General features: G+C 69.4%; 24 protein-coding genes. 9 read left to right on the top strand and 15 right to left on the bottom strand.

Translation table 11 applies throughout. The features are described from left to right. Window positions 1-21: 21 nt before the first annotated feature. Both NLX83_RS29165 and NLX83_RS29160 read right to left on the bottom strand, forming a co-directional pair. A complete protein-coding gene (locus tag NLX83_RS29165) occupies window positions 22-1,212 on the bottom strand; it encodes a trans-sulfuration enzyme family protein (RefSeq protein ID WP_254238415.1) in 1,191 nt (396 codons plus the stop codon). Beyond that, on the bottom strand, window positions 1,205-2,281 hold the full coding sequence (locus NLX83_RS29160) for a fatty acid desaturase family protein (protein ID WP_254238414.1): 1,077 nt from the start codon (window positions 2,279-2,281) through the stop codon (window positions 1,205-1,207). The genes NLX83_RS29165 and NLX83_RS29160 overlap by 8 nt, the downstream gene beginning before the upstream one ends. A gap of 401 nt (window positions 2,282-2,682) precedes the next feature. Here NLX83_RS29160 and NLX83_RS29155 point away from each other — a divergent pair, with 401 nt between their 5' ends. From NLX83_RS29155 to NLX83_RS29140, 4 genes are read left to right on the top strand one after another with little or no spacing between them, the layout of a single operon-like run. After that, entirely contained in the window at window positions 2,683-3,984 is a 1,302-nt protein-coding gene (locus tag NLX83_RS29155) for a lysine N(6)-hydroxylase/L-ornithine N(5)-oxygenase family protein (protein ID WP_254238413.1), read from the top strand. A gap of 4 nt (window positions 3,985-3,988) precedes the next feature. Then, entirely contained in the window at window positions 3,989-4,648 is a 660-nt protein-coding gene (locus NLX83_RS29150; RefSeq protein ID WP_254238412.1) for an FMN-binding negative transcriptional regulator, read from the top strand. A 6-nt stretch (window positions 4,649-4,654) separates the two neighbouring features. Continuing rightward, complete coding sequence (locus NLX83_RS29145; protein WP_254238411.1) at window positions 4,655-6,220, top strand: amino acid adenylation domain-containing protein; 1,566 nt, start codon at window positions 4,655-4,657, stop codon at window positions 6,218-6,220. 9 nt (window positions 6,221-6,229) lie between these two features. Then, on the top strand, window positions 6,230-6,664 hold the full coding sequence (locus NLX83_RS29140) for a VOC family protein (protein WP_254238410.1): 435 nt from the start codon (window positions 6,230-6,232) through the stop codon (window positions 6,662-6,664). Between the two features lie 50 nt (window positions 6,665-6,714). Here NLX83_RS29140 and NLX83_RS29135 read toward each other — a convergent pair whose 3' ends face one another. Together NLX83_RS29135 and NLX83_RS29130 are read right to left on the bottom strand one after the other, a co-directional pair. Further along, entirely contained in the window at window positions 6,715-7,422 is a 708-nt protein-coding gene (locus tag NLX83_RS29135) for a 2'-5' RNA ligase family protein (protein WP_254238409.1), read from the bottom strand. 282 nt (window positions 7,423-7,704) lie between these two features. After that, the gene (locus NLX83_RS29130) at window positions 7,705-8,133 is read right to left on the bottom strand and encodes a hypothetical protein (RefSeq protein ID WP_254238408.1); all 429 of its coding nucleotides are present in this window, start codon (window positions 8,131-8,133) and stop codon (window positions 7,705-7,707) included. Window positions 8,134-8,523: 390 nt separating this feature from the next. Between NLX83_RS29130 and NLX83_RS29125 the strand changes: the two genes are divergently transcribed. After that, window positions 8,524-9,432, top strand: a complete 909-nt coding sequence (locus NLX83_RS29125) for a DUF222 domain-containing protein (protein ID WP_254238407.1) — start codon at window positions 8,524-8,526, stop codon at window positions 9,430-9,432. Beyond that, window positions 9,357-9,557: an HNH endonuclease signature motif containing protein gene (locus NLX83_RS42320; protein WP_374118825.1), complete on the top strand. Its 201-nt coding sequence runs from the start codon at window positions 9,357-9,359 to the stop codon at window positions 9,555-9,557. The genes NLX83_RS29125 and NLX83_RS42320 overlap by 76 nt, the downstream gene beginning before the upstream one ends. Here the strand turns inward: NLX83_RS42320 and NLX83_RS29120 are convergent. Then, the gene (locus NLX83_RS29120; protein WP_254238406.1) at window positions 9,529-10,068 is read right to left on the bottom strand and encodes a DUF488 domain-containing protein; all 540 of its coding nucleotides are present in this window, start codon (window positions 10,066-10,068) and stop codon (window positions 9,529-9,531) included. The genes NLX83_RS42320 and NLX83_RS29120 overlap by 29 nt on opposite strands. A gap of 66 nt (window positions 10,069-10,134) precedes the next feature. Continuing rightward, on the bottom strand, window positions 10,135-10,473 hold the full coding sequence (locus tag NLX83_RS29115; RefSeq protein WP_308209403.1) for a YybH family protein: 339 nt from the start codon (window positions 10,471-10,473) through the stop codon (window positions 10,135-10,137). A gap of 76 nt (window positions 10,474-10,549) precedes the next feature. Here NLX83_RS29115 and NLX83_RS29110 point away from each other — a divergent pair, with 76 nt between their 5' ends. Then, window positions 10,550-11,521: a helix-turn-helix transcriptional regulator gene (locus NLX83_RS29110; protein WP_254238404.1), complete on the top strand. Its 972-nt coding sequence runs from the start codon at window positions 10,550-10,552 to the stop codon at window positions 11,519-11,521. Here the strand turns inward: NLX83_RS29110 and NLX83_RS29105 are convergent. The 8 genes from NLX83_RS29105 to NLX83_RS29070 all read right to left on the bottom strand — a co-directional run bounded on the left by NLX83_RS29105 (window position 11,503) and on the right by NLX83_RS29070 (window position 16,638). Next, on the bottom strand, window positions 11,503-12,165 hold the full coding sequence (locus tag NLX83_RS29105; RefSeq protein WP_308209396.1) for an alpha/beta fold hydrolase: 663 nt from the start codon (window positions 12,163-12,165) through the stop codon (window positions 11,503-11,505). The two genes, NLX83_RS29110 and NLX83_RS29105, sit on opposite strands and share 19 nt — an antisense overlap. A 76-nt stretch (window positions 12,166-12,241) precedes the next feature. Further along, window positions 12,242-13,063 (bottom strand): alpha/beta fold hydrolase, encoded by an 822-nt coding sequence (locus NLX83_RS29100; RefSeq protein ID WP_254238402.1) that lies wholly within the window; start codon window positions 13,061-13,063, stop codon window positions 12,242-12,244. 5 nt (window positions 13,064-13,068) lie between these two features. Next, window positions 13,069-13,503 carry a nuclear transport factor 2 family protein gene (locus NLX83_RS29095; RefSeq protein ID WP_254238401.1) on the bottom strand — a complete coding sequence of 145 codons (435 nt, stop codon included), beginning with the start codon at window positions 13,501-13,503 and terminating at the stop codon, window positions 13,069-13,071. Then, the gene (locus tag NLX83_RS29090; protein ID WP_254238400.1) at window positions 13,487-13,615 is read right to left on the bottom strand and encodes an FAD-dependent oxidoreductase; all 129 of its coding nucleotides are present in this window, start codon (window positions 13,613-13,615) and stop codon (window positions 13,487-13,489) included. The genes NLX83_RS29095 and NLX83_RS29090 overlap by 17 nt, the downstream gene beginning before the upstream one ends. A 158-nt stretch (window positions 13,616-13,773) precedes the next feature. Continuing rightward, window positions 13,774-14,856: a sensor histidine kinase gene (locus NLX83_RS29085; RefSeq protein WP_254238399.1), complete on the bottom strand. Its 1,083-nt coding sequence runs from the start codon at window positions 14,854-14,856 to the stop codon at window positions 13,774-13,776. Continuing rightward, on the bottom strand, window positions 14,849-15,523 hold the full coding sequence (locus tag NLX83_RS29080; RefSeq protein WP_254238398.1) for a response regulator transcription factor: 675 nt from the start codon (window positions 15,521-15,523) through the stop codon (window positions 14,849-14,851). The genes NLX83_RS29085 and NLX83_RS29080 overlap by 8 nt, the downstream gene beginning before the upstream one ends. Before the next feature lie 9 nt (window positions 15,524-15,532). Then, window positions 15,533-16,129: a VanZ family protein gene (locus NLX83_RS29075; protein WP_254238397.1), complete on the bottom strand. Its 597-nt coding sequence runs from the start codon at window positions 16,127-16,129 to the stop codon at window positions 15,533-15,535. Window positions 16,130-16,227: 98 nt separating this feature from the next. Beyond that, the gene (locus NLX83_RS29070) at window positions 16,228-16,638 is read right to left on the bottom strand and encodes a hypothetical protein (RefSeq protein WP_254238396.1); all 411 of its coding nucleotides are present in this window, start codon (window positions 16,636-16,638) and stop codon (window positions 16,228-16,230) included. A gap of 15 nt (window positions 16,639-16,653) precedes the next feature. On the opposite strand from NLX83_RS29070, the gene NLX83_RS29065 reads away from it, so the two are divergent. Both NLX83_RS29065 and NLX83_RS29060 read left to right on the top strand, forming a co-directional pair. Continuing rightward, complete coding sequence (locus NLX83_RS29065) at window positions 16,654-17,187, top strand: zinc-binding dehydrogenase (protein ID WP_254238395.1); 534 nt, start codon at window positions 16,654-16,656, stop codon at window positions 17,185-17,187. Window positions 17,188-17,225: 38 nt separating this feature from the next. Then, a complete protein-coding gene (locus NLX83_RS29060) occupies window positions 17,226-17,369 on the top strand; it encodes an alpha/beta fold hydrolase (RefSeq protein WP_254238394.1) in 144 nt (47 codons plus the stop codon). An 11-nt stretch (window positions 17,370-17,380) separates the two neighbouring features. Here NLX83_RS29060 and NLX83_RS29055 read toward each other — a convergent pair whose 3' ends face one another. Beyond that, window positions 17,381-18,643, bottom strand: a complete 1,263-nt coding sequence (locus NLX83_RS29055; protein WP_254238393.1) for a serine hydrolase domain-containing protein — start codon at window positions 18,641-18,643, stop codon at window positions 17,381-17,383. Window positions 18,644-18,718: the final 75 nt, after the last annotated feature.

The following is an 18,718-nucleotide window of genomic DNA, read 5'->3' as shown; positions in this document are numbered from 1 at the left end:
GCACCACAGTGAGCCAATCGGTCAGGCGCCCGAACGCACGGCGAGGGAGTCCAGCGCCTGTGCGAGGTCGTCGATGAGGTCCTCGGGATCTTCAAGACCAACGGACAGCCGCACCGCGTTCGCCGGGATCACGCTCAGCGACTCGTTGTCCGGACCGCCCTGGGCGTGCGACATCAGCGCGGGCGACTCGATGAGGGTCTTCGTGCCACCGAGGCTCACCGCGAGCGTGCACAGGCGCACGCCGTCGAGGAACGCCGCGAGACCGTCGCGGTCGGTGCGGACGCCGAAGGCCAGCACCCCGCCGAAGCCGTCCATCGTGCGCGCGGCGACCTCGTGCGAGTCGTCCTCCGGCAGCCCCGGGTACGCCACGAACTCGATGTCCTCGCGGTCTCGCAGGAACTCCGCGATCCGCTGGGCGGAGCCGTTCTGCCTGCGCACCCGGACACCGAGCGTCTGGAGGCCGTTGAGGACCTGCCACGCACCGTGCGGATCCATGCAGATCCCGGTCATCGTGCGCATGTGGTGCAGCCGCGCGGCGGTCTCCGCGTCGGTGACGAGCACCCCGCCGATCACCGAGTAGTGCCCGCCGAGGTACTTCGACGCGCTGTGCACCACGATGTCCGCGCCCAGCTCCAGCGGCCGTTGGTTGACCGGCGTGCCCAGCGTGCTGTCCACCACCAGCCGCGCGCCCATCGGTCGCAGCACCGACGACAGCAGCGGCAGGTCCACCACCCGCACCATGGGATTGCTCGGCGTCTCGGTCACGACCATGGTCGGCCGGATCGAGTGCACCGCGTCGATCCCCGCAGCGCTGGAGAGGTCGATGACGTGCAGCTCGAAGCCGATCCGCGCGGAGAGTTCCCGCAGCACGCCGATCGTGTCCGCGTAGCTGTGCGTCGCGGCCACCACCCGGTCCCCGGGACCGAGCAGCGTCAGGAAAACCAGGGTCAGCGCGCCCATCCCGGACGGGGCGGCCAGCCCGCACGCGCCGCCCTCCAACTCGGCGACGGCGCTCTCCAGCCGCTGGACGGTCGGATTGGCCACCCTGGTGTAGCTGCTGACGCCGTCGGCCATGTTCTCCAGGTCGACCGCCTCGCGCACCGACCTGGCGTAGATGACCGAGGACTGGTGCAGCGCCGGGGCCAGCGCGGGCTTTGCGGGGAGTTCCGTTCCCGCGTGCACGTACCGCGTCGCGTCCCGGTGCTCAGCCACGTGAACCGCCCTTCCTCGCCAGTTCCGGGAGGGTGTGGCCGAGCTCGCCGATCCGGGCCGTCGTCGTGCCCGCGTCGATCTGCCGCGCCATGTCGCGGAACTGCCAGAGCAGGCCGGTTCCCGGTGGCGAGCTGGCCTCGACGGCCGCCCGGTAGTGGGGATCGCGCAGCCGCAGCCGGTGGGCGGCGGGCAGGTTCCAGAACGGGATCTTCGTCGAGAGGTGGTGGTCGAGGTGGTATCCCTCGTTGTGGATGCCGAGCAGGTGCCGGGAGAACCAGCCGACCGCGCGCGGCCGGGAGGCGCGGATGTCCACCCGTTCCCTGCCGACCAGCGGGAAGTGCTCCAGCAGCTCGATGTACCAGTTCACCAGCGGGAACACCAGGAACAACGGCACCAGCCAGTAGGCGAGGAACAGCCGTCCCGCCCCGGTGGCGGTGAACACCGCGCCAACGGAGCCGACGTAGAGCAGCACGCCGAGCCCGGCGGTGATCTCCGACCGGTTCCCGGCCAGCCTGCTGACCAGCAGCTCCTTGACCAGCGCCAGCGTGCGCACCCCGACCAGCGGCGCGAGCAGGTACCGCAGGGTGAACGCCCGGCCCGTCATCGGCCGGTACAGCCCGCTGGCGATGTGCGCCCGCAGGTCGGGATCGGTGCGGGGGTTGCCGAAGCCGCCGTGGTGGTCGCGCAGGTGGCTGCGCTCGTAGGTGCGGTGGCTCTGCAGCACCAGGTGCGCGGAGGGCACCGTGCCCAGGAACATGTTCAGGGCGCGGTTCTTCGCGAGCACGCGGTGGGTCGCCTCGTGCAGCAGCGTGGCCAGCGCCCGCTGCCTCGTCCCGATCACCGGCAGGGCCACGACCAGGTACACCGGCCACCACGCCCAACCGCTGAACCGCTCGGTGACCGCCGCGGCGCCGATGATCACGGCCCAGTCGGTGAGCAGGGCCAGCGGCCCGTGCCAGTTGTCCAGTCCGCGCAGCCGCGCGAGGGAGCGCTCGACGTCCTCGGGAAAGCGGTGGCGGGTGATGCCCGGGACGTCCTCACGGAGCCGGTCGGCCTCGCGCAGGCTCATATCAGACGCCGCTCGGCGGACCCAAGGGATTCACGCCTGAATATAATGAATGCATCGAAGAAGTTCATGTGAAGCCTCTCCCCCAGAAGAAACTCGTCACTTGTCCGCGGCATGCCGCGGTGCGTCCCCGCTTCAGATCGGCGGGACCATAGCATGGCGTTCTGCGGCACTCAACGGACTTCAAAGACGGCATGATCGACCACGCTCGAGTATGTGTCCGGTGGTCGGTGATTTCCACTTTCTGAAGAGATTCGCTATCTCACGGACATGGGGTGAACGGTCGGCTAGACTCCCGCCGCAGTCACGGTCATCTGGGGGTCGTGGCGGTCTGGGGGAGACGTGTGCACGCCCCTGGCCTGCTTCAACCATGGCTGTGCGCGAGCAGAACAGGAAACCACCACATGGAGCCTGATAAGCCGGTTATCGGCTTGCTGGGGATCGGATTCGGACCGTCGAATCTCGCACTCGCCATCGCCGTCGCCGAGGCTGAATCGGGCTCGGTGAATGGTGCTCCGGGCCCGGCCGTCTTCCTGGAGAAGCAGTCCAGATTTGGCTGGCATCGGGACATGCTCATCGACGGCGCGACGATGCAGGTGTCTTTTCTGAAGGATCTCGTATCGCTGCGGAATCCGGTCAGCGAGTTTTCCTTCGTCTCCTATCTGCACCAGCGCGGCAGGCTGGCCGAGTTCGTCAACAGCAAAACGATCTTCCCGTTGCGGGTGGAGTTCCACGACTACCTGCACTGGGCCGCCGAGCGCTTCGCCGAGCAGGTCGAGTACGGCTGCGAGGTGACCGCGGTCCGGCCGGTGCTCAGCGACGGCGTGGTGAGCTGCCTGGAGGTCCTCGCCCGCCGCGGCGGCGAGCAGGTCGTGCGGCGGGCGCGCAACGTCGTGATCGCCGCCGGGCTCACGCCGCGGCTGCCCGAGGGCGTCCTGGTCTCCGACCGGGTCTGGCACAGCTCCACCTTGCTCAGCAGCGTCGAGCGGATCGCGCCGAGCGCCCCCAAGCGGTTCGTGGTCGTGGGGTCCGGGCAAAGCGCCGCCGAGGCCACCGAGTACCTGCACCGGCGTTTCGCCGACGCCGAGGTGCACGCGGTGTTCGCCAGGTTCGGCTACAGCGTCGCCGACGACAGCCCGTTCACGAACCGGATATTCGACGCGGCCTCGGTCGATGAGATCCACGGCGCTGAGGAATCGGTGCGACGGCGCCTGTTCGACTACCACGCCAACACCAACTACGCGGTCGTCGACGGCGATCTGGTGGAGGAACTGCACCGCCGCAGCTACCTGGAGTCGGTGACCGGCAACCGGCGGCTGCACGTGCACGGCACGTCTGCGGTGCGGGAGATGAGCGACCTCGGTGACCGCGTCCGGCTGACGGTGGAGTCCCTGCCCACCGGCAGGCACCGCGTCATCGAGGCCGACGCGGTGGTCTACGCCACCGGTTACCACCCCAGCGACCCGGCGCCCATGCTCGGCGGGCTGCTCTCGCAGTGCAAGGTCGACCGCGAAGGCCGCCCGGTGCTCGGCCGGGACTACCGCGTCGTCACCTCGGCCTCGATGGAGTGCGGGATCTACCTGCACGGAGCGATCACCGAGCACTCGCACGGGATCTCCTCCGGGCTGCTGTCCAACATCGCGGTCCGCGCGGGGGAGATCGCCGAGTCGGTCCGCGCCGCTTCCGCCGTGAACGAGGTGAGGTGACGCCGTGTTCGTACCCCCTGAGTACCAGGTCGGCGATCCGGACCGGCAACGCGCGGTGATCCGCGACAACGCGCTGGCGATGTTGGTCAGCAATGGTTCGGGGCAGCCCTTCATCACGCACCTGCCGGTGATCTTCCCGTTGGCGGGCCCCATGTCGGGCGAGTTGGTCGGGACCACGCTGCTCGGTCACCTCAACCGCGCCAACCCGCACTGGAAGGCCCTCAGCGACGGCTGTCCGGCCACCCTGGTGTTCACCGGCCCGCACGGCTACATCTCGCCGGAGGCCTACCGGGTCACGCCCGCGGCACCGACGTGGAACTTCGTCTCGGTGCACGTGCGGGGAACGGTGCACCCGATCGACGGCATCGACCCGACCCTGGACGTGATCCGGCAGACCGTGGCCACGCTGGAATCCCGCTTCGGCAAGGGCTGGGACCCGGCGGACTCGCAGGAGTACTTCCGCAGGATCGTCCCGGCCGTCGGCGCGTTCCGCTTCCAGGTGGCTGCGGTCGACAGCATGTTCAAGCTCAGCCAGGAGAAGTCCCCCGACATCCAGGAGCGGGTGATGGACTACTTCTCCGCCGGGGGGAAGCAGCCGGTCACCGACTCCATGCGCGCCCAGGGCCTCGGCTGCGGGTACGCGACCCGCGGCGAGAAGGAGTAGCAGGACGTGGACACGACGCACGGACACCTCGTCGGCCTGTGGGGCGGAGACGCCGCCGCGCCCGCGCTGCTGGCCTCGCTGGCGGCGACCGCGCGAGCGCGCGCGGAGGAGATCGCGATCGTCGACGAGACCCGCGAACTCACCTACGCGCAGCTCTCCGGCTGGATCGCGCAGATCGCGGAAACGCTGACCGCGCAAGGGATTCGGCCCCGAGACCGGGTGGCGGTGACGGGCAGGCGCGGCGCCGAGGCCGTCGCGGCGTTCCTGGCCGTGCTCAGCGTCGGCGCGACCTACGTCCCGCTCGACCAGGAGTACCCGGTCAAGCGCCTGCGGCACATGCTCGGCGACAGCGAGGCCAGGCTGGTGCTCTTCGCCAGCCAGGAGCCCGCGTTCGACACCGGAGTGCCGACGCTGCCGATCCCCGAGCCGGACGGCCGGGCCCGCGCCCGCGAGATCGACGAGCACGTCACCGGCCTCGCCGTGGACGACCTGCCGATGTACGTCATCTACACCTCCGGCTCCACCGGCTGGCCCAAGGGCGTGGCCATCCCGCACCGCTGCCTGGCCAACATGGCCGAGTGGCAGCGCACCCACTCGCCCCGCCGGGACCTGCGCACCGCGCAGTTCGCCCCGCTGAACTTCGACGTGTTCTTCCAGGAGGTCCTCGGCACCCTCTGCGGCGGGGGCACCCTGGTCGTGATGCCCGAACACCTGCGCAGGGACCCCTTCGCCCTGCTGGCGTGGGCCGTCGACCACCGGATCGAGCGGTTGTTCCTGCCCAACATGGCCCTGCAGATGCTCGCCGTCGCCGCGTCGGTGGAGGCGTCGGCGGAGGCGCTGCGCCTGGTCGAGGTGAACACCGCGGGGGAGCAGCTGATCTGCACCCCGCAGATCCGCGAGCTCTTCGACCGGTTGCCGCGCTGCCGCCTGGTCAACCACTACGGCCAGAGCGAGTCGGCGATGGTGACCTCGCACATCCTCACCGGCCCGAGTCGGGACTGGCCCGCCCTGCCGCCGATCGGCGTCCCGCTGCCCGGCTGCGAGGTCCTGGTCGACCCGGTGGACCCCGCCGATCCCGCGGTCGGCGAGCTGCTCGTCGCGGGCGCCGCGGTGTCACTGGGCTACCACGGCCTGCCCGAGCTCACCGAGGCGAAGTACCCGGAGCTGCCGCCGACCCGGCACGGTCACCGGCGGGTGTTCCGCACCGGCGACCTCGTCCGGATCGCCGACGGCGTCGTGCAGTTCCTGACCAGGATCGACGACGAGGTCAAGATCCGTGGGGTCCGGGTGAACCTGCTGGAGGTCGACGCCTGGCTCGTCGCCCAGCCCGACGTGCTCGCCGCGGTCGCCGTCGTGGTCGAGACGGCGCCGGGCACCCGTGTCCTGCGCGCCGCGGCGACCGCCGCCGACGGCGTCGCCCTGGACACCGACGTGTTGCTCAAACAGCTCGGCGAGGTGCTGCCCGCGGTCTCGGTCCCGGCGACGCTGACCGTGCTCCCCGAGCTGCCCCGCTCGCCGAGCGGGAAGATCGACCGGACGAAGGTCGCCGAGCTGCTGGCCGCCGCGTACTAGGGTGGATTGATGGGATCGGTCAAGCAGTTCCAGGTCACCTTCGACTGCGCGGAACCCGAGCGCGTCGCCCGTTTCTGGTGCGAGGTGCTGGGCTACGTCGTACCTCCGGCACCGGAGGGGTTCGCCACGTGGGCCGACTTCGACCGTTCGCTGCCGCCGGAGCGCCAGGGCGCGGCGTTCGTCTGCATGGACCCCACCGGTGTGGGCCCGCGGATGTACTTCCAGCGCGTTCCCGAGGGCAAGGTCGTCAAGAACCGGGTGCACCTCTGTGTGCGCGCGGGCACCGGGCTCGTGGGTGAGGAACGCCTCGCCACACTCGAAGCCGAGTGCGCGCGCCTGATCGCGCTCGGCGCGGCACGCGAGCGACTGCTGCCCGCCGATGGCGTCAACGAGTCGTGCATCGTGATGCAGGACATCGAGGGCAACGAGTTCTGCCTCGACTGAGATCAGGACTCAGCGCACCCTCGATCGGTCCGGTGTAGTGGTTGTAGCCGTCAGCGGAGCGGGATGGTGCGGACGGTGTCGGCGTCCCAGCACGGTCCCCCGCCGTTGTGGGGAAAGGCGTCGTTGTCGACGATCGCGATCTCCTGCACGTGGAGGGCCTGGAGGGGGTTGAGAAAAGCGTCCAGGTCCGTGGTCAGCAGGCCCGTGAGCACCCCGCCGTCCAGAGATTCGCCGTCCAGCCGCAGGTCGTCGAAGTCCGTGGTGGCGTAAGCGATGCGCACGTGAGGCCGCCACGGCCCCCGCGCCATAGGAGGTTCGCGGACGGCCTTGTCACCGAACACGCCGCGCAGGCTGGCGCGGGCATGGGCGGCGAGGGCGTCGAGTCCGGGGGAGCGGTCGACGAAAGCCTCGACGGAGTGGGGGCCGGACCTGGGACGGTTGATCGTGAGGGGGCGCGACGGCTCCAGACCGCTCAGGCGTGCGGTGAGGTCGGCCTCCAGCGAGTCCCACTGGGCGGGGCTGACGTCGCTGGAGGGGATGTTCGGCCGTGCCAGTGCGATGTGCAGGTACTCGGCCTCGACGGCGGGCAGGGCCTGCTCGCGGGTCGGCCCGGCGGCGGGCTGCTCCCGCGCCCACCACTGGTCAGCCAGCGCGAGGTACGCGCTCTGCGTCTCGGCCAGCTGCGGCGTCGCGATGACGATGTGCGGCCTGGACCCCGCGGGCTTCCACGCTCGCTTGCGGTAATCCTCCACGCTCACCCTTCCTGCCCGCCCCGAGGTCCTGACCACACTAAGCCGTGTCCTCCAACCCCCGCCCGCACTCCGCACACCAAGTAAACTGTCCCCATGCCCCACACGTGCCCGCTCACCCCATCCACGGCGGGCGCCGTCTAGAGAACCCCGTTTCGTACTCATAACGGGAAAAAGAGCGCTCCAAAAACCCGTTTTGAGTACGAAACGGGAGATTTGGGCTGCGGTGGTGATGTTCTGGGGGAGTGTGCGGGGTGCCGTGGTTGCTGGTGACCACGTGCAGGACGTGGCCTAGTCGCCAGAGGATCCCCAGAAGCCGATCTCGGTCGGTCCGCCTTCGGTGAAGAGCGGAACGCACCGCGCGCTCCAGCCGTGTGGGACGGACAGCTCGCCGCTGGCGTCGACGTGATCGAACTGTTCCGGGGTCGGCTCGTCCGTCCCGAAGTGCTTCTGCGTCTCCGCCGGAGTCAGCGGGCGTACCGTGAAGTAGCCGTCGGACTGATCCGGGTCGATCACCCTGTGCACGTCGATGATCGAGTGGGTACCGGCTTCCTGGGTGCCCTCGTCCTCCAGCAGTTCGTCAAGGCTGGCGGGCCGTGGGCCCCAGCTGTCCGGCCAGAAGTAGTCCCCGGCCGCGAAAACCTTGTGGCGCAAGGAAATCAGCGCCGCACTGACGTCACCGTGAAAGGCGGTTCGATAGGACCACCCTGACCCTCCCACTGGTTCCTCCTTCCTGGTGCGGAGTGTGCGACGGTAAGGCCTCCCGCGGTCTCGTGGTTGGTCATGTCACACGTTCAGGTGACTGTCCGTGCGTCCACTGTGGAGTCTGGGGAGATGGTGAAGCAGAAGGCGATCCCCCGCTGCTCGCGAGCGCGGAGGTCAGCGTCGAGTCGGCTGCGGTGGATGTCATGTGATGCACCGGGAATCATCACGGTGGTGCTCCGTGCGGGCAGGTTCGCGCGCGCCGCGTCCCATTCCCAGGTAAAGCCGACCGTTCCAGCGGCGCCTGACGCATGGTCGGCGCCTGGCGTTTTCCTTGTGTGGCAATGATTTGACATGCTGAGAAGTTGTGATGGAGTGGGGGTATCCGCATGGGAGGGAGGTGTGATCATGTTGGATACCAAGGCAATGCGGGAGGTACTCGCCGCGCAGCTGGCGACCAACGACTCCTACCAGTTGCCCGAGAACGAGCACCTCGAGTTCCATCTGGAGTTGGAGACGATCGGGAATCTCCTCACCGCTGTGAAGACCGACGTCAACACCCAGGCTGATGACCGTGTCCTGCACGCCACCTACGGCTGCAAGGACTTGGCGGTGCTGTTGCGGGACAAGCTGAAAATCCATCCGGGTGAGGCCAAGCGGCGGACTCGGTTGGTGCGGGAGTTGCCGACCCTGCCCCATACCCGCGATGCGATGTACGCGGGTGAGATCAGCGGCGAGCACGCGTTGGTGATCTCGGACGCGATCAAGCGTCTGCCTAAGGAGTACGAAGCGGATGCGGATCGGGTGTTGGCCGATGTCGGGCCGACGTTGGACCCGCAGCAGCTGATGCGTGCCGGGAAGTACGTGCGAACCCTCGTCGACCCGGACGGCGTCTACCGCGACGAGCAAGACGCGGCGGCGCGGCGGGCGGCGCGGATGGCCCGGGACAAGGACGGAAGTCTGCATTTCGAGGCCACGGTGGGTCCGCTCGACGGTGAGAGGATCTTCACCTTCCTGATGGCGTTGGCCAAACCCAGGAGCGTGGACGGAGAGAAAGATCCTCGGACCTTCGAGCAGCGGTTGGCTGATGCGTTCATCGAGGCGATGACGATCGCGATGACCGCCCACGACATTCCGGGTCTGCCGCGTTCGCTGCTGATCGCCACGATGGACTTCGACAATCTTCAGGAGAAGACCGGCTGTGGTGAAACCCAAACCGGGGCAAGCCCAAAGCTCATCACGTGGTGCATTGGATCGACGGCGGGCCGACCGATCTCGACAACCTCGTCCTGCTGTGCGTGTATCACCACCATGTGATCCATGATCAGGACTGGGTGATCGTTTTCGAGCACGGGATACCGGCGTTCATCCCTCCAAAGTGGATCGACCCTGACCAGGCACCGCTGCGGAACATCAGGGTGGATTGCCCACTGACGCTATAACGCCGGGACGTCCTGAGAAAGGAAGGGGTGCAACGGAACGGAGGTCGGTGACCGGCACGCCGTGATCGGCGTGCACGCGCGCGGCCACGAGCGAGCGGTGGCATGCCTCCGGGTCGCGCTCGACGCAGAGGAACGCGGTCGCCGAGCTCGGCAGCTCCGCCACGAGCGCGCCGAGATCGAAAGGATCGAGGATCTCGTGGGTGTAGCGCTCGGCGTACTCCGGCGCCAGCGCGACGCGGTTGCGTTTGCCCACGCCCTGGCGATCATCCTCTCGGTACTGGAGTTGGCGCAGCTCGGTCGTCGGCGCCAGTTCCCTCACGTGCCGGTAACCGATGTTCGCCGCGGCGAGCGCGTGCTGGAGTCGCACCGAGTTCGCCCAGGAGTAGTCGGGGCCCCGAACACCGCGACGCTGGCGGAGATCGAGCAGCAGCCCCACGCCCGCGCCGATGAGCGTCTCGACGAAAGCACCGGCGGTGAAGCCGTAGACGCCGATGGTCGCGATGCGCCTCACGGCCACACCTCCCCAGTCTTGTCCGAAGACAAGGCGGTGGGCGCGGTCACGCCCACCGCCACTCCACTACGGCACGAGGACCGGCTGGTCCAGGACCCACAACCACGATCCGTCGGGCTGGCGACGGGCGATCTCGACGGTGATCTCACCGGTGGTCAGCGTGGACGCCGTGAGCGCCAGGTCACCGCTCACCAGCGCCGCGTGCTGCCTGCCCGGCGCGAGCACCGGCGCGGCCGCGACGAACTGCTCGTACACCTTGCGGATCTCGGCGTGCCCGGTCGCGAGGTTGCCGGGCGGGAACGCCAGCACGGCGTCCGGCTCGTACAACGCCACCAGCCCGTCGACGTCGCCCGCGTTGCCGCGCTCGATGAAGAACCTGCCCAGGTCGTTCGGCTCAGTGGCCACTGTCTTGCTTGTCATGCGGATCAGCCTGCCGACCAATCATGACACCCTGTGTCGTGTATTCCGGTAAAGTTCTCGTGTGCGTGCCGACCGGTTGGTGTCGCTGGTGTTGCTGCTGCGTCAGCGCGGTCGGCTGACCGCGGACGCGTTGGCGCGCGAGCTGGAGGTGTCCACTCGCACCGTGCTGCGCGATATCGATGCGTTGTCGGCGGCCGGTGTCCCGGTCTACGCCGAGCGCGGTCGGCACGGCGGTTTCGCGTTGCTGCCCGGTTTCCAGACCGAGCTCACCGGGCTGAACCACGACGAGGCCCTTGCCCTGCTGACCGCCGGATCGCGGCGCGGCGAGCAGGTGTTCGGCCTCGGCTCGGCGCTCACTTCGGCCATGCGCAAGGTGGTCGACGCGCTGCCGGAAGGCCATCGGGCCACCGCGAGCGACGCGGCCCAGCGGTTTCTCGTCGAGCCGGAGACCGACCTGCTCTCACGCCGGCTGGTCACCGAGGAGGTTCCCCGTGCCACCATGATCGAGGTCCGGCGGGCGGTGCTCGCCGGGCACCGGTTGCGCATCCACTACGCGGCAACCGGCCAGGCACCGCAGTGGCGCACGGTGAACCCGATCGGCCTGGTCACCGTGCGCGACCGGGTCTACCTGCTGGCGACGAGGTCCGGCGCGGACCGCACCTACCGGCTGTCGCGGGTGCTGGCGGCTGAGGAACTACCCGAACCGGCCGAGCGACCGAACCAGGTCGACCTGGAACGGATCTGGCGGCAGCGCTGCGCGCAGTTCCTCGCCGACGACCACATGACCGTGCTGGTGCGGGTGAACCCGAAGCGGCGGGAAGACCTGCTGAACGCTTCGGTGGCCGTCCGCGCCGAGGAGCCCGACGCGGACGGCTGGTTGCGGCTGGAGGTGAGCTTCCAGGATTCACGACACGCCCTGTGGGCGCTGTGGCAGCTCGGCACGGACGCGGAAGCCCTTGCCCCGCAGTCGTTGCGCACCTCCCTGCGCGACCGCGCCGCCGCGGTCGCCGCCCGCTACGGAGACTCCTCCTGAGAGAGCGCGAGGAGTTCCAGCACCACGGCGGCGACCTCGTCAGGGCGGAGCAAGTGAACGTTGTGGCCACAAGCCAACTCCACGAACACGCGGTTCGCCCGGCTGGCGGCGATTGCCTCGACACGGTCGCGGTGGTTGGCGTGAAGCCCTTCAGTGGCAAGCACCAGCGCCAACGGCTGGGTCACGCGATCGTAGACCTCCACGCTGGGATGGATATCGGCGTCGGCGGACAGCACGTCGGGATCGACACCGGCGTTGAGCCAGTCCTGGTCCGCATCGGCCACCACCTGCTCGATGTAGTCGGCCAGCGACGGCCAGTCGGTGTCCGCGATCGTTTGCCGCGCAACGGATCGGATGTCGGGCACGAAGCCGTCGAGAACGCACACACCGGTCGGTTCGACCACCCCGGCCGCGGTTGCCGCCGTGACCGCGTAACCGCCGGTGGAATGACCGACCAAGATCGGCCGCTGGAATCCCAAGGCGTCGCACACCGGACCGAGGTCACGCCAGTACTGCTCAGGGGAATCGGAATCCAGTGGTGTGCGCCCGTGCCCCCGCATGTCGGTCGCGACCAGGCGACAGTGTGCACGCAGCCGTTCGGCCACCGGAGCCCACGTGGCGCTGTTGTGGCCGGTCCCGTGCACCAGCAGAACATCAGGCCCGCTGCCGCCGCCATGCTAGCCCTGCACTGCACGTCATCCGCGTGCCTGCGCACCACGGTCAGCTTCGGGTTAGAAGGTGTTTCAGGGCAAGGGAAACAGCTTCTGGTGCCTTCTCCATGACGAAGTGCCCGGCGTTGTCGACCAGCGTGAGCTCGGCGCGCGGTATCCGCGCCGCCAGCTCCTCGGCGATGGCGGTGCGGAGGTAGGCGTCCGCGGTGCCCCAGATGACCGCGGTGGGGCACTGGATGGTGCCGAGTGCGTCGGCGACGTCCTGGCGGGTGGAGACCCGGTAGTGGCTGAAGAAGTGCAGGAGCCAGCTTGCTCCGTCCTTTGTGGACATCCAGCCGAGGTAGTCGTCGAGGGTCTCCTGGTCGAAGACGCCCAAGCGCACCATTCCGCGCAGGCCCAGTCGGTTGACCTGACCGAGCGGTAGCAGTCCGCCGAGGCGGGTGCGCCCGAGCAGACTGGCCAGGGTGAAGATCGCGTACCACTTGGGCTCGAAGGTGCTGTGGGCGCGGCTGTTGAGGATGGCGAGCCTGCGTACGCGGGCCGGATGTCGTTGTGCGAAGCCGAGTGCGAGGAAACCGCCGTAGTCGTGCCCGAACAGGTTGCACGCGTCGAGGCCGAGCGCGTCCAGTGCGCGCCCGACGCGGTCCACCTCCGTGTCGTAGTCGAAGTTCAGGTCCGTCCGCCGTTCGGATTGGCCCCAGCCGAGCCAGTCGAGCGCGAGGACGCGGTGGTTCTCGGCGAGGGCAGGGAGCTGGTGTCGCCAGGAGCGGTGGTTGGCCGGGTAGCCGTGCAGCAACACGATCGGCTCGGCGGCGGGGTCGCCGAGGTCGACGTAGGCGAGTCGGGCGCCGTCGACCTGAACCGAACGCATCTCGTTCACCTTCCCAGTCGCGTCGAGAGGTAGGGCAACCAGGCTCGCGGGCGGCGCAGCACGGCGGCGATGACGCGCAGGGGGTCGAAGTAGGCGACCCGCTCGGCGATCAGCCCGTCCACCAAGGCGATCCGGTCGACGAGCGGCCATTCGACCGGGCCCCCGCCGAGGGTGCCGTGCAGGCGGCCCCAGATGAGCACGTGGCCGGAGCCGCTCGCCCAGCCGTGGACGTCGTAGCGCAGGTCGGGGATCAGCGTCATCGTCCGCCGCATGAACTCCCGCGCCTCGTCGACGCCGCGGGTGTCGCGGTCCATGGGGTGCACCAGGCGGACGTCGGGGCGGAACAGCGGGGTGAACGCGTCGGGGTCCATCTTGCTCCACGCCTCGGTGAAGCGTTGGACGATGTGCTCGGCTTCGGTCTGGTCAGGTGAGTGCGGCAATGTCGGCTTCCTGTGGTGTCGGGACGAGCACTTCGGCGGCGGCTCGTTCACCCGCCCGGACGGCACCGTCCATAGTGGAATGGAACGCGGGCGAGGTTTCGGTGCCCGCCATGTTCTCCCCTGGTTCCACGAGCACTCTCCCGCCTTCTTGCAATCATTGCAATAGCAGGGTCACGGTAGCGTGCCCCGGCGGTTCTTACAACGGGTGCAGGAGTGGGAGATCCCTACGCATGCGCGATCTGCCGGGTGCTCGTGACCGCTTGGGCTGACTCACCGCGGCGCGCCGGGGAGCCGAATCGTGACGAGGAGGCCACCGGCAGGACGGGGTGCGAGGTCGAGGGTTCCTTCGTGCGCCCGGACGATGCTGTGCACGATGGCCAGCCCGAGGCCGACACCGGCGTGGTCGTCGGTCCGGACGCGTTCCGTTCCGCGTTGAAACGGTTCGGTGAGCGTCGGCACGAGCTCCGCCGAGAGCGGGTGGCCGGTGTTCTCGACCCGCAGCACGCTCGCGTCGTACTGGGATTCGGTGTGGACCGTGACGGTGCCGCCGGCGGGCAGGTTGTGGACGATCGCGTTCTGCACGAGGTTCGTCACCATCCGCAGCAAGAGCGCCGCGGAGCCCACGGGGTGGGTCGGCCCGCCGGTGACTTCGAGGGTGATGCCGCGCTTCTCGGCCAGGGGAAGCAGAGTTTCGGCCGCTTCTTCGACGATGAGCGAGAGGTCGACGGGCTCGCTGGTGAAGTTCCCGCGGTCGCTGCGGCTGAGCAGCAGCAGGGCCTCGGTCAGGTCGATCGCCCGCGTGTTGACGGTGTGCAGGCGTTCGATGAGCTCACCGTGGTCCAGCGTGGGGTCGTTGCGGGCGACGTGCAGGAGCGCCTGCGAGATCGCCAGCGGGGTGCGCAGCTCGTGGGAGGCGTTCGCGGCGAACCGCTGCTGTTCGGCGACGTGGGACTCGAGTTGTTCGAGCATCGTGTCGAACACGTCGGCGAGCTCGCGGAACTCGTCCTGGGGGCCGTCGAGGCGGATGCGGTGCGCCAGGTACCCGTCCGAGGCCAGCCGCGCCGCGTCCGCGATCCGGGTCAGCGGTGCGAGCATCCGGCCCGCCAGGACCCACCCGCCCAGCAGGCCCACCACGAGCAGGACGGCCAGGGCGGTGATCGCCGCGTAGCCGAAGATGCGCGAGAGGAGGTAGCGGTTCGGGCTGATCCCGAGCAGGCCCTGCTCGTTGTCGGGCACGTAGCGCAGCAGGTACATCCACGCCACGGCCAGCAGGACGGCGCCGGTCACCAGGACGACCCCGGCGTAGCTGATGGTGAGCTTCAGGCGGGCGCTGAACCCCGGGCGTCTATCCACGGTCGGTGCCGGTGTCGATCCGGTAGCCGACGCCGGGCACCGTGGCGATGAGCCACGGTTCGCCGAGTCGCTTGCGCAGTGCGGAGATGGTGATGCGGACGGCGTTGGTGAAGGGGTCGGCGTTGCGGTCCCAGGCCCGCTCCAGCAGCTCCTCGGCGGTGACCACACCGCCCTCGGCGGCGACGAGGACTTCGAGCACGGCGAACTGCTTCCTGGTGAGCGCGACGTAGCGCCCGTCGCGGTAGACCTCCCGGCGGAAGGGGTCCAGCCGCAGGCCCGCGATCTCGCGGACCGGCGGCCGGGCGTGCGCGCGCCTGCGGTCGAGCGCCCTGAGCCGCATGACAAGCTCCCGAATCTCGAACGGTTTGGTGAGGTAGTCGTCGGCGCCGAGCTCGAAGCCGGAGGCCTTGTCGTCGATCCGGTCGGCGGCGGTGAGCATGAGGATCGGGATACCGCTGCCGGAGGCGACGATGCGCCGGGCGATCTCGTCGCCGGAGGGGCCGGGGATGTCGCGGTCGAGGACCGCGAGGTCGTAGGCGTTGACGCTGAGCAGCTCCAGGGCGGTGTCGCCGTCGCCCGCGATGTCGGCGGCGATCGCTTCCAGCCGGAGGCCGTCACGGACAGCTTCGGCCAGGTAGGGCTCGTCCTCGACGATCAGCACGCGCATACCTGGAGCCTAGGCAGCGCTGCCCATCGCCGGCATGTGCACCGGCGGCGTCGCGGCCGGGGCGCGCCACCAGCGGCGCGACGCCAGCGCGGCCAGCACGGCGCCCGCGGTGTTGACCAGTACATCGTCCACAGAGGACACCCGGTCCAGTTGCAGTACGTACTGCGCGGTCTCGATCAGCAGCGAGCAGCCCGCCGCTAGCGCCAGAATCCGCGGTAGCGACGCCAGCGCGGCGAACCGCAGCGGGGCGAACGCCCCCAGCGCCGCCAACACCAGCAGGTTGCCGATGATCTGGGCCGTCCCCATCGCGAAGAGGTCCTGGAACGGCACCAGGCTCACCCGGCCGGGGACCTGGCCCGCCCGGCTGCCCGGCAACATGGTCATCCACACCCACGGCACCGTCCCGTAGACCATGCCGACCTCGGCCAGCGACGCGCGCCACGCCCACGCCGGCGCGGTGCCGGTGGCCCGCCGGAGGTGGGCGAGAGCCCACACCGCCAGCGCGGCCAACGGCAGCAGGACCACCGTGAGGGCCGCGATGCCCGTGAACGTGCCGATCCAGTCGTGCCACCTGCTGAGCATTCCGTCCGGCCTCTTCGGGATCACGTCTCCACTGAACACGCGAGGCCGTTGCGGTGGCGTATGCGGTTTTCGATACGCCCGCGATACACCCCGATCCCGGTGACGGTGCCCGACCGCACTTCTCAGCGTTGCCGCGTCGCGTCCAGCAGGGTGAGGGCGTCGCGGATGCCCTGTTCCAGGACGTCGTCGGCGAGCTGCCGGTCGGCCAGGGCACGGGAGAGCTGCAGTGTCCCGACCAACAGGGCGTAGACGCTGAGGGTCGTGGCGCGCGCCGACTGCGGATCGTGCGGCGCCAGCCGGGCGGCGATGTCGTCGATGAAGGCGAGCACGCTGTCGGTGTAGGCCCGCTTGGTCGGGTCGGGGCACCGGCTGATCTCGTCGAGCAGGGCGGCGGAGGGGCAGCCCTCCTCGGGGTTGTCGCGATGCGCGGGCGAGAGGTAGGCGCGGACGATCTGTTCGAGTCCGGCGCGGCCGGGCGGGGCCGCGGCGAGCCGTTCGCGCTGGTCGCGTGGGGACAGAAGGTCCTCATCCACGCGGGTTCCGGCGGCGTGGGAACGTTCGCGATCCAGCTGGCCAAGCACCTCGGCGCCACCGTGGCCACGACGACCAGCGCGGCCAACAGCGATCTCGTCCGGCGCCTCGGCGCGGATGTCGTGATCGACTACCGGACCGAGGACTTCGAAGAACTGCTGCACGACTACGACGTGGTGCTGAACAGCCTGGACAGCAAGACGCTCACGAAGTCGCTGCGCGTGCTGAAGCCCGGCGGAAAGCTCATCTCCATCTCAGGCCCGCCGGATCCCGGGTTCGCCCGGGAGATCGGCAAGCCGTGGATCCTGCGACCGGCGACCCGTGTCCTGAGCCACCGGATCAGGACGGCCGCCAAGCGGCGCCGGATCAGCTACTCCTTCCTGTTCATGCGAGCGAACGGGAACCAGCTCCGCGAGATCACCTCCCTCATCGACTCCGGGATCATCCAGCCGGTCGTGGACCGGGCCTTCCCCTTCGAATCGACCAACGAAGCCCTGGCGTACGTCGAAAAAGGACGTGCGAAAGGCAAGGTCGTCATCAAGGTGAAGTAGCCATCCACGCCTGGGGACGTCAGGAGCCCGCCGACAAGATGGTGCCCAGCGGCAATTCCGCCGAGCTGGCCCTGCGCCTGCCCAACGCCCGGCTCACGCTCTACCCGGACGCCGGACACGGCGGCATCTTCCAGTACCACGCGGAGTTCGTCGACGAAGCTCTGGCATTCCTCGGGTCGTGACTTCCGGGAAGTCAGCCGAGGCAGGACCGGACCGCCTTGGCCAGGTTCGTCGCCCGCGGGTCGTCGGGCCGGTAGTTCCACAGGTTGGTGACGTAGCCGAAGCCGACCTCGGCCTCGGGGTCGCCGAAGCCGATCGATCCGCCGGAGCCCGGGTGGCCGAACGAGCCGGGCCCGAGCATCGGCAACGGCGGACAGGCTCGCCAGAACCCGAGCGACATGTTGAAGGACCGTTCGGCCGGGACGGTCAGCCCGTCCGGGAGCCCGTGCATCGGCGTCTTGTCGGTCTGGATGGCCGTCATCGTCTCGACCGTCGCGGGGTCGAGCAGCCGCGTCCCGTCGACCTCGCTCACCGTCGCGGCGTACATCCGGGCCACCGAGTGCGCGTCCGCGACCATGTTGGCCGCCGGGAACTCCGCCGCGCGCCAGGCCCGCGTCCGGAAGTACCCGGTCGTGGGGTCCATGGCGCCGCCGAGCGAGCCCGCGCGCATCTGGACCGCGTCCGGACTCCACATGCTCTGGACCCACGCGGTGACCGTGTCGGCGTCCAGCCCGGTCGTCGCGATCATCCCGGCGAGCAGTTCCTCCAGGGTGAACGGGGCGGCGTCCTCGAAGGCGGCCACCCGCGGTTCGTGTTCCTCGGGCAGCCCGATCCAGGCGCTCAGCCCGAGGGGGCCCGCCACCTCGTCGGCGAAGAACGTGCCCAGCGACTTACCGGTGATCCGACGCACGACCTCGCCGACCAGGTGCCCGTAGGTGACGGCGTGGTAGACGTGCTCGGTTCCGGGCTGCCACAACGGCTTCTGCGCTTCGAGCGCGCGGATGACCGGGTCCCAGTCGCACGCCTGCTCGAAGGTCAGCGGTCCGTCGACGAACGGCAGCCCGGCCTGGTGGGAGAGCAACCAGCGCACCGGGATCGTGTCCTTGCCCGCGGCGCCGAACTCGGGCCAGTACTGGACAACCGGGGCGTCCAGGTCCAGCTGGCCGCGCTGCGCCAGCAGGTGTGCGCAGATCGCGGTGGCGCCCTTCGTGGTGGACGCGACCTGGACGACGGTGTCCTGGCGCCACGGCCGGTTCGCCTCGCGGTCGGCGAGGCCGTCCCACAGGTTGACGACGGGTCGGCCGCCGACGTAGACGCTGCACGCCGCGCCGATCTCGCCGGGTTCTCCCGCGAAGTTCGCGCGGAACGCGTCGGCGACCTTGCCCCAGCCCTGCTCGACACCCTGCTCCACGTTCGTCGCGTCCACCACGTCACTGTCCTTTCCGGAGGTGCTCATGGCGACCACCATCACCGGCGGTCCTGACGCCGAGCAGTCACGGCCCTGACACCACGCGTCAGGCGAGGGCGACCG

The organism is Allokutzneria sp. A3M-2-11 16, from assembly GCF_024213555.1.
GTDB lineage: Bacteria > Actinomycetota > Actinomycetes > Mycobacteriales > Pseudonocardiaceae > Allokutzneria.
Note: the sequence above shows the minus strand (reverse complement) of the source record. Positions and strands in the feature narration are given on the sequence as shown.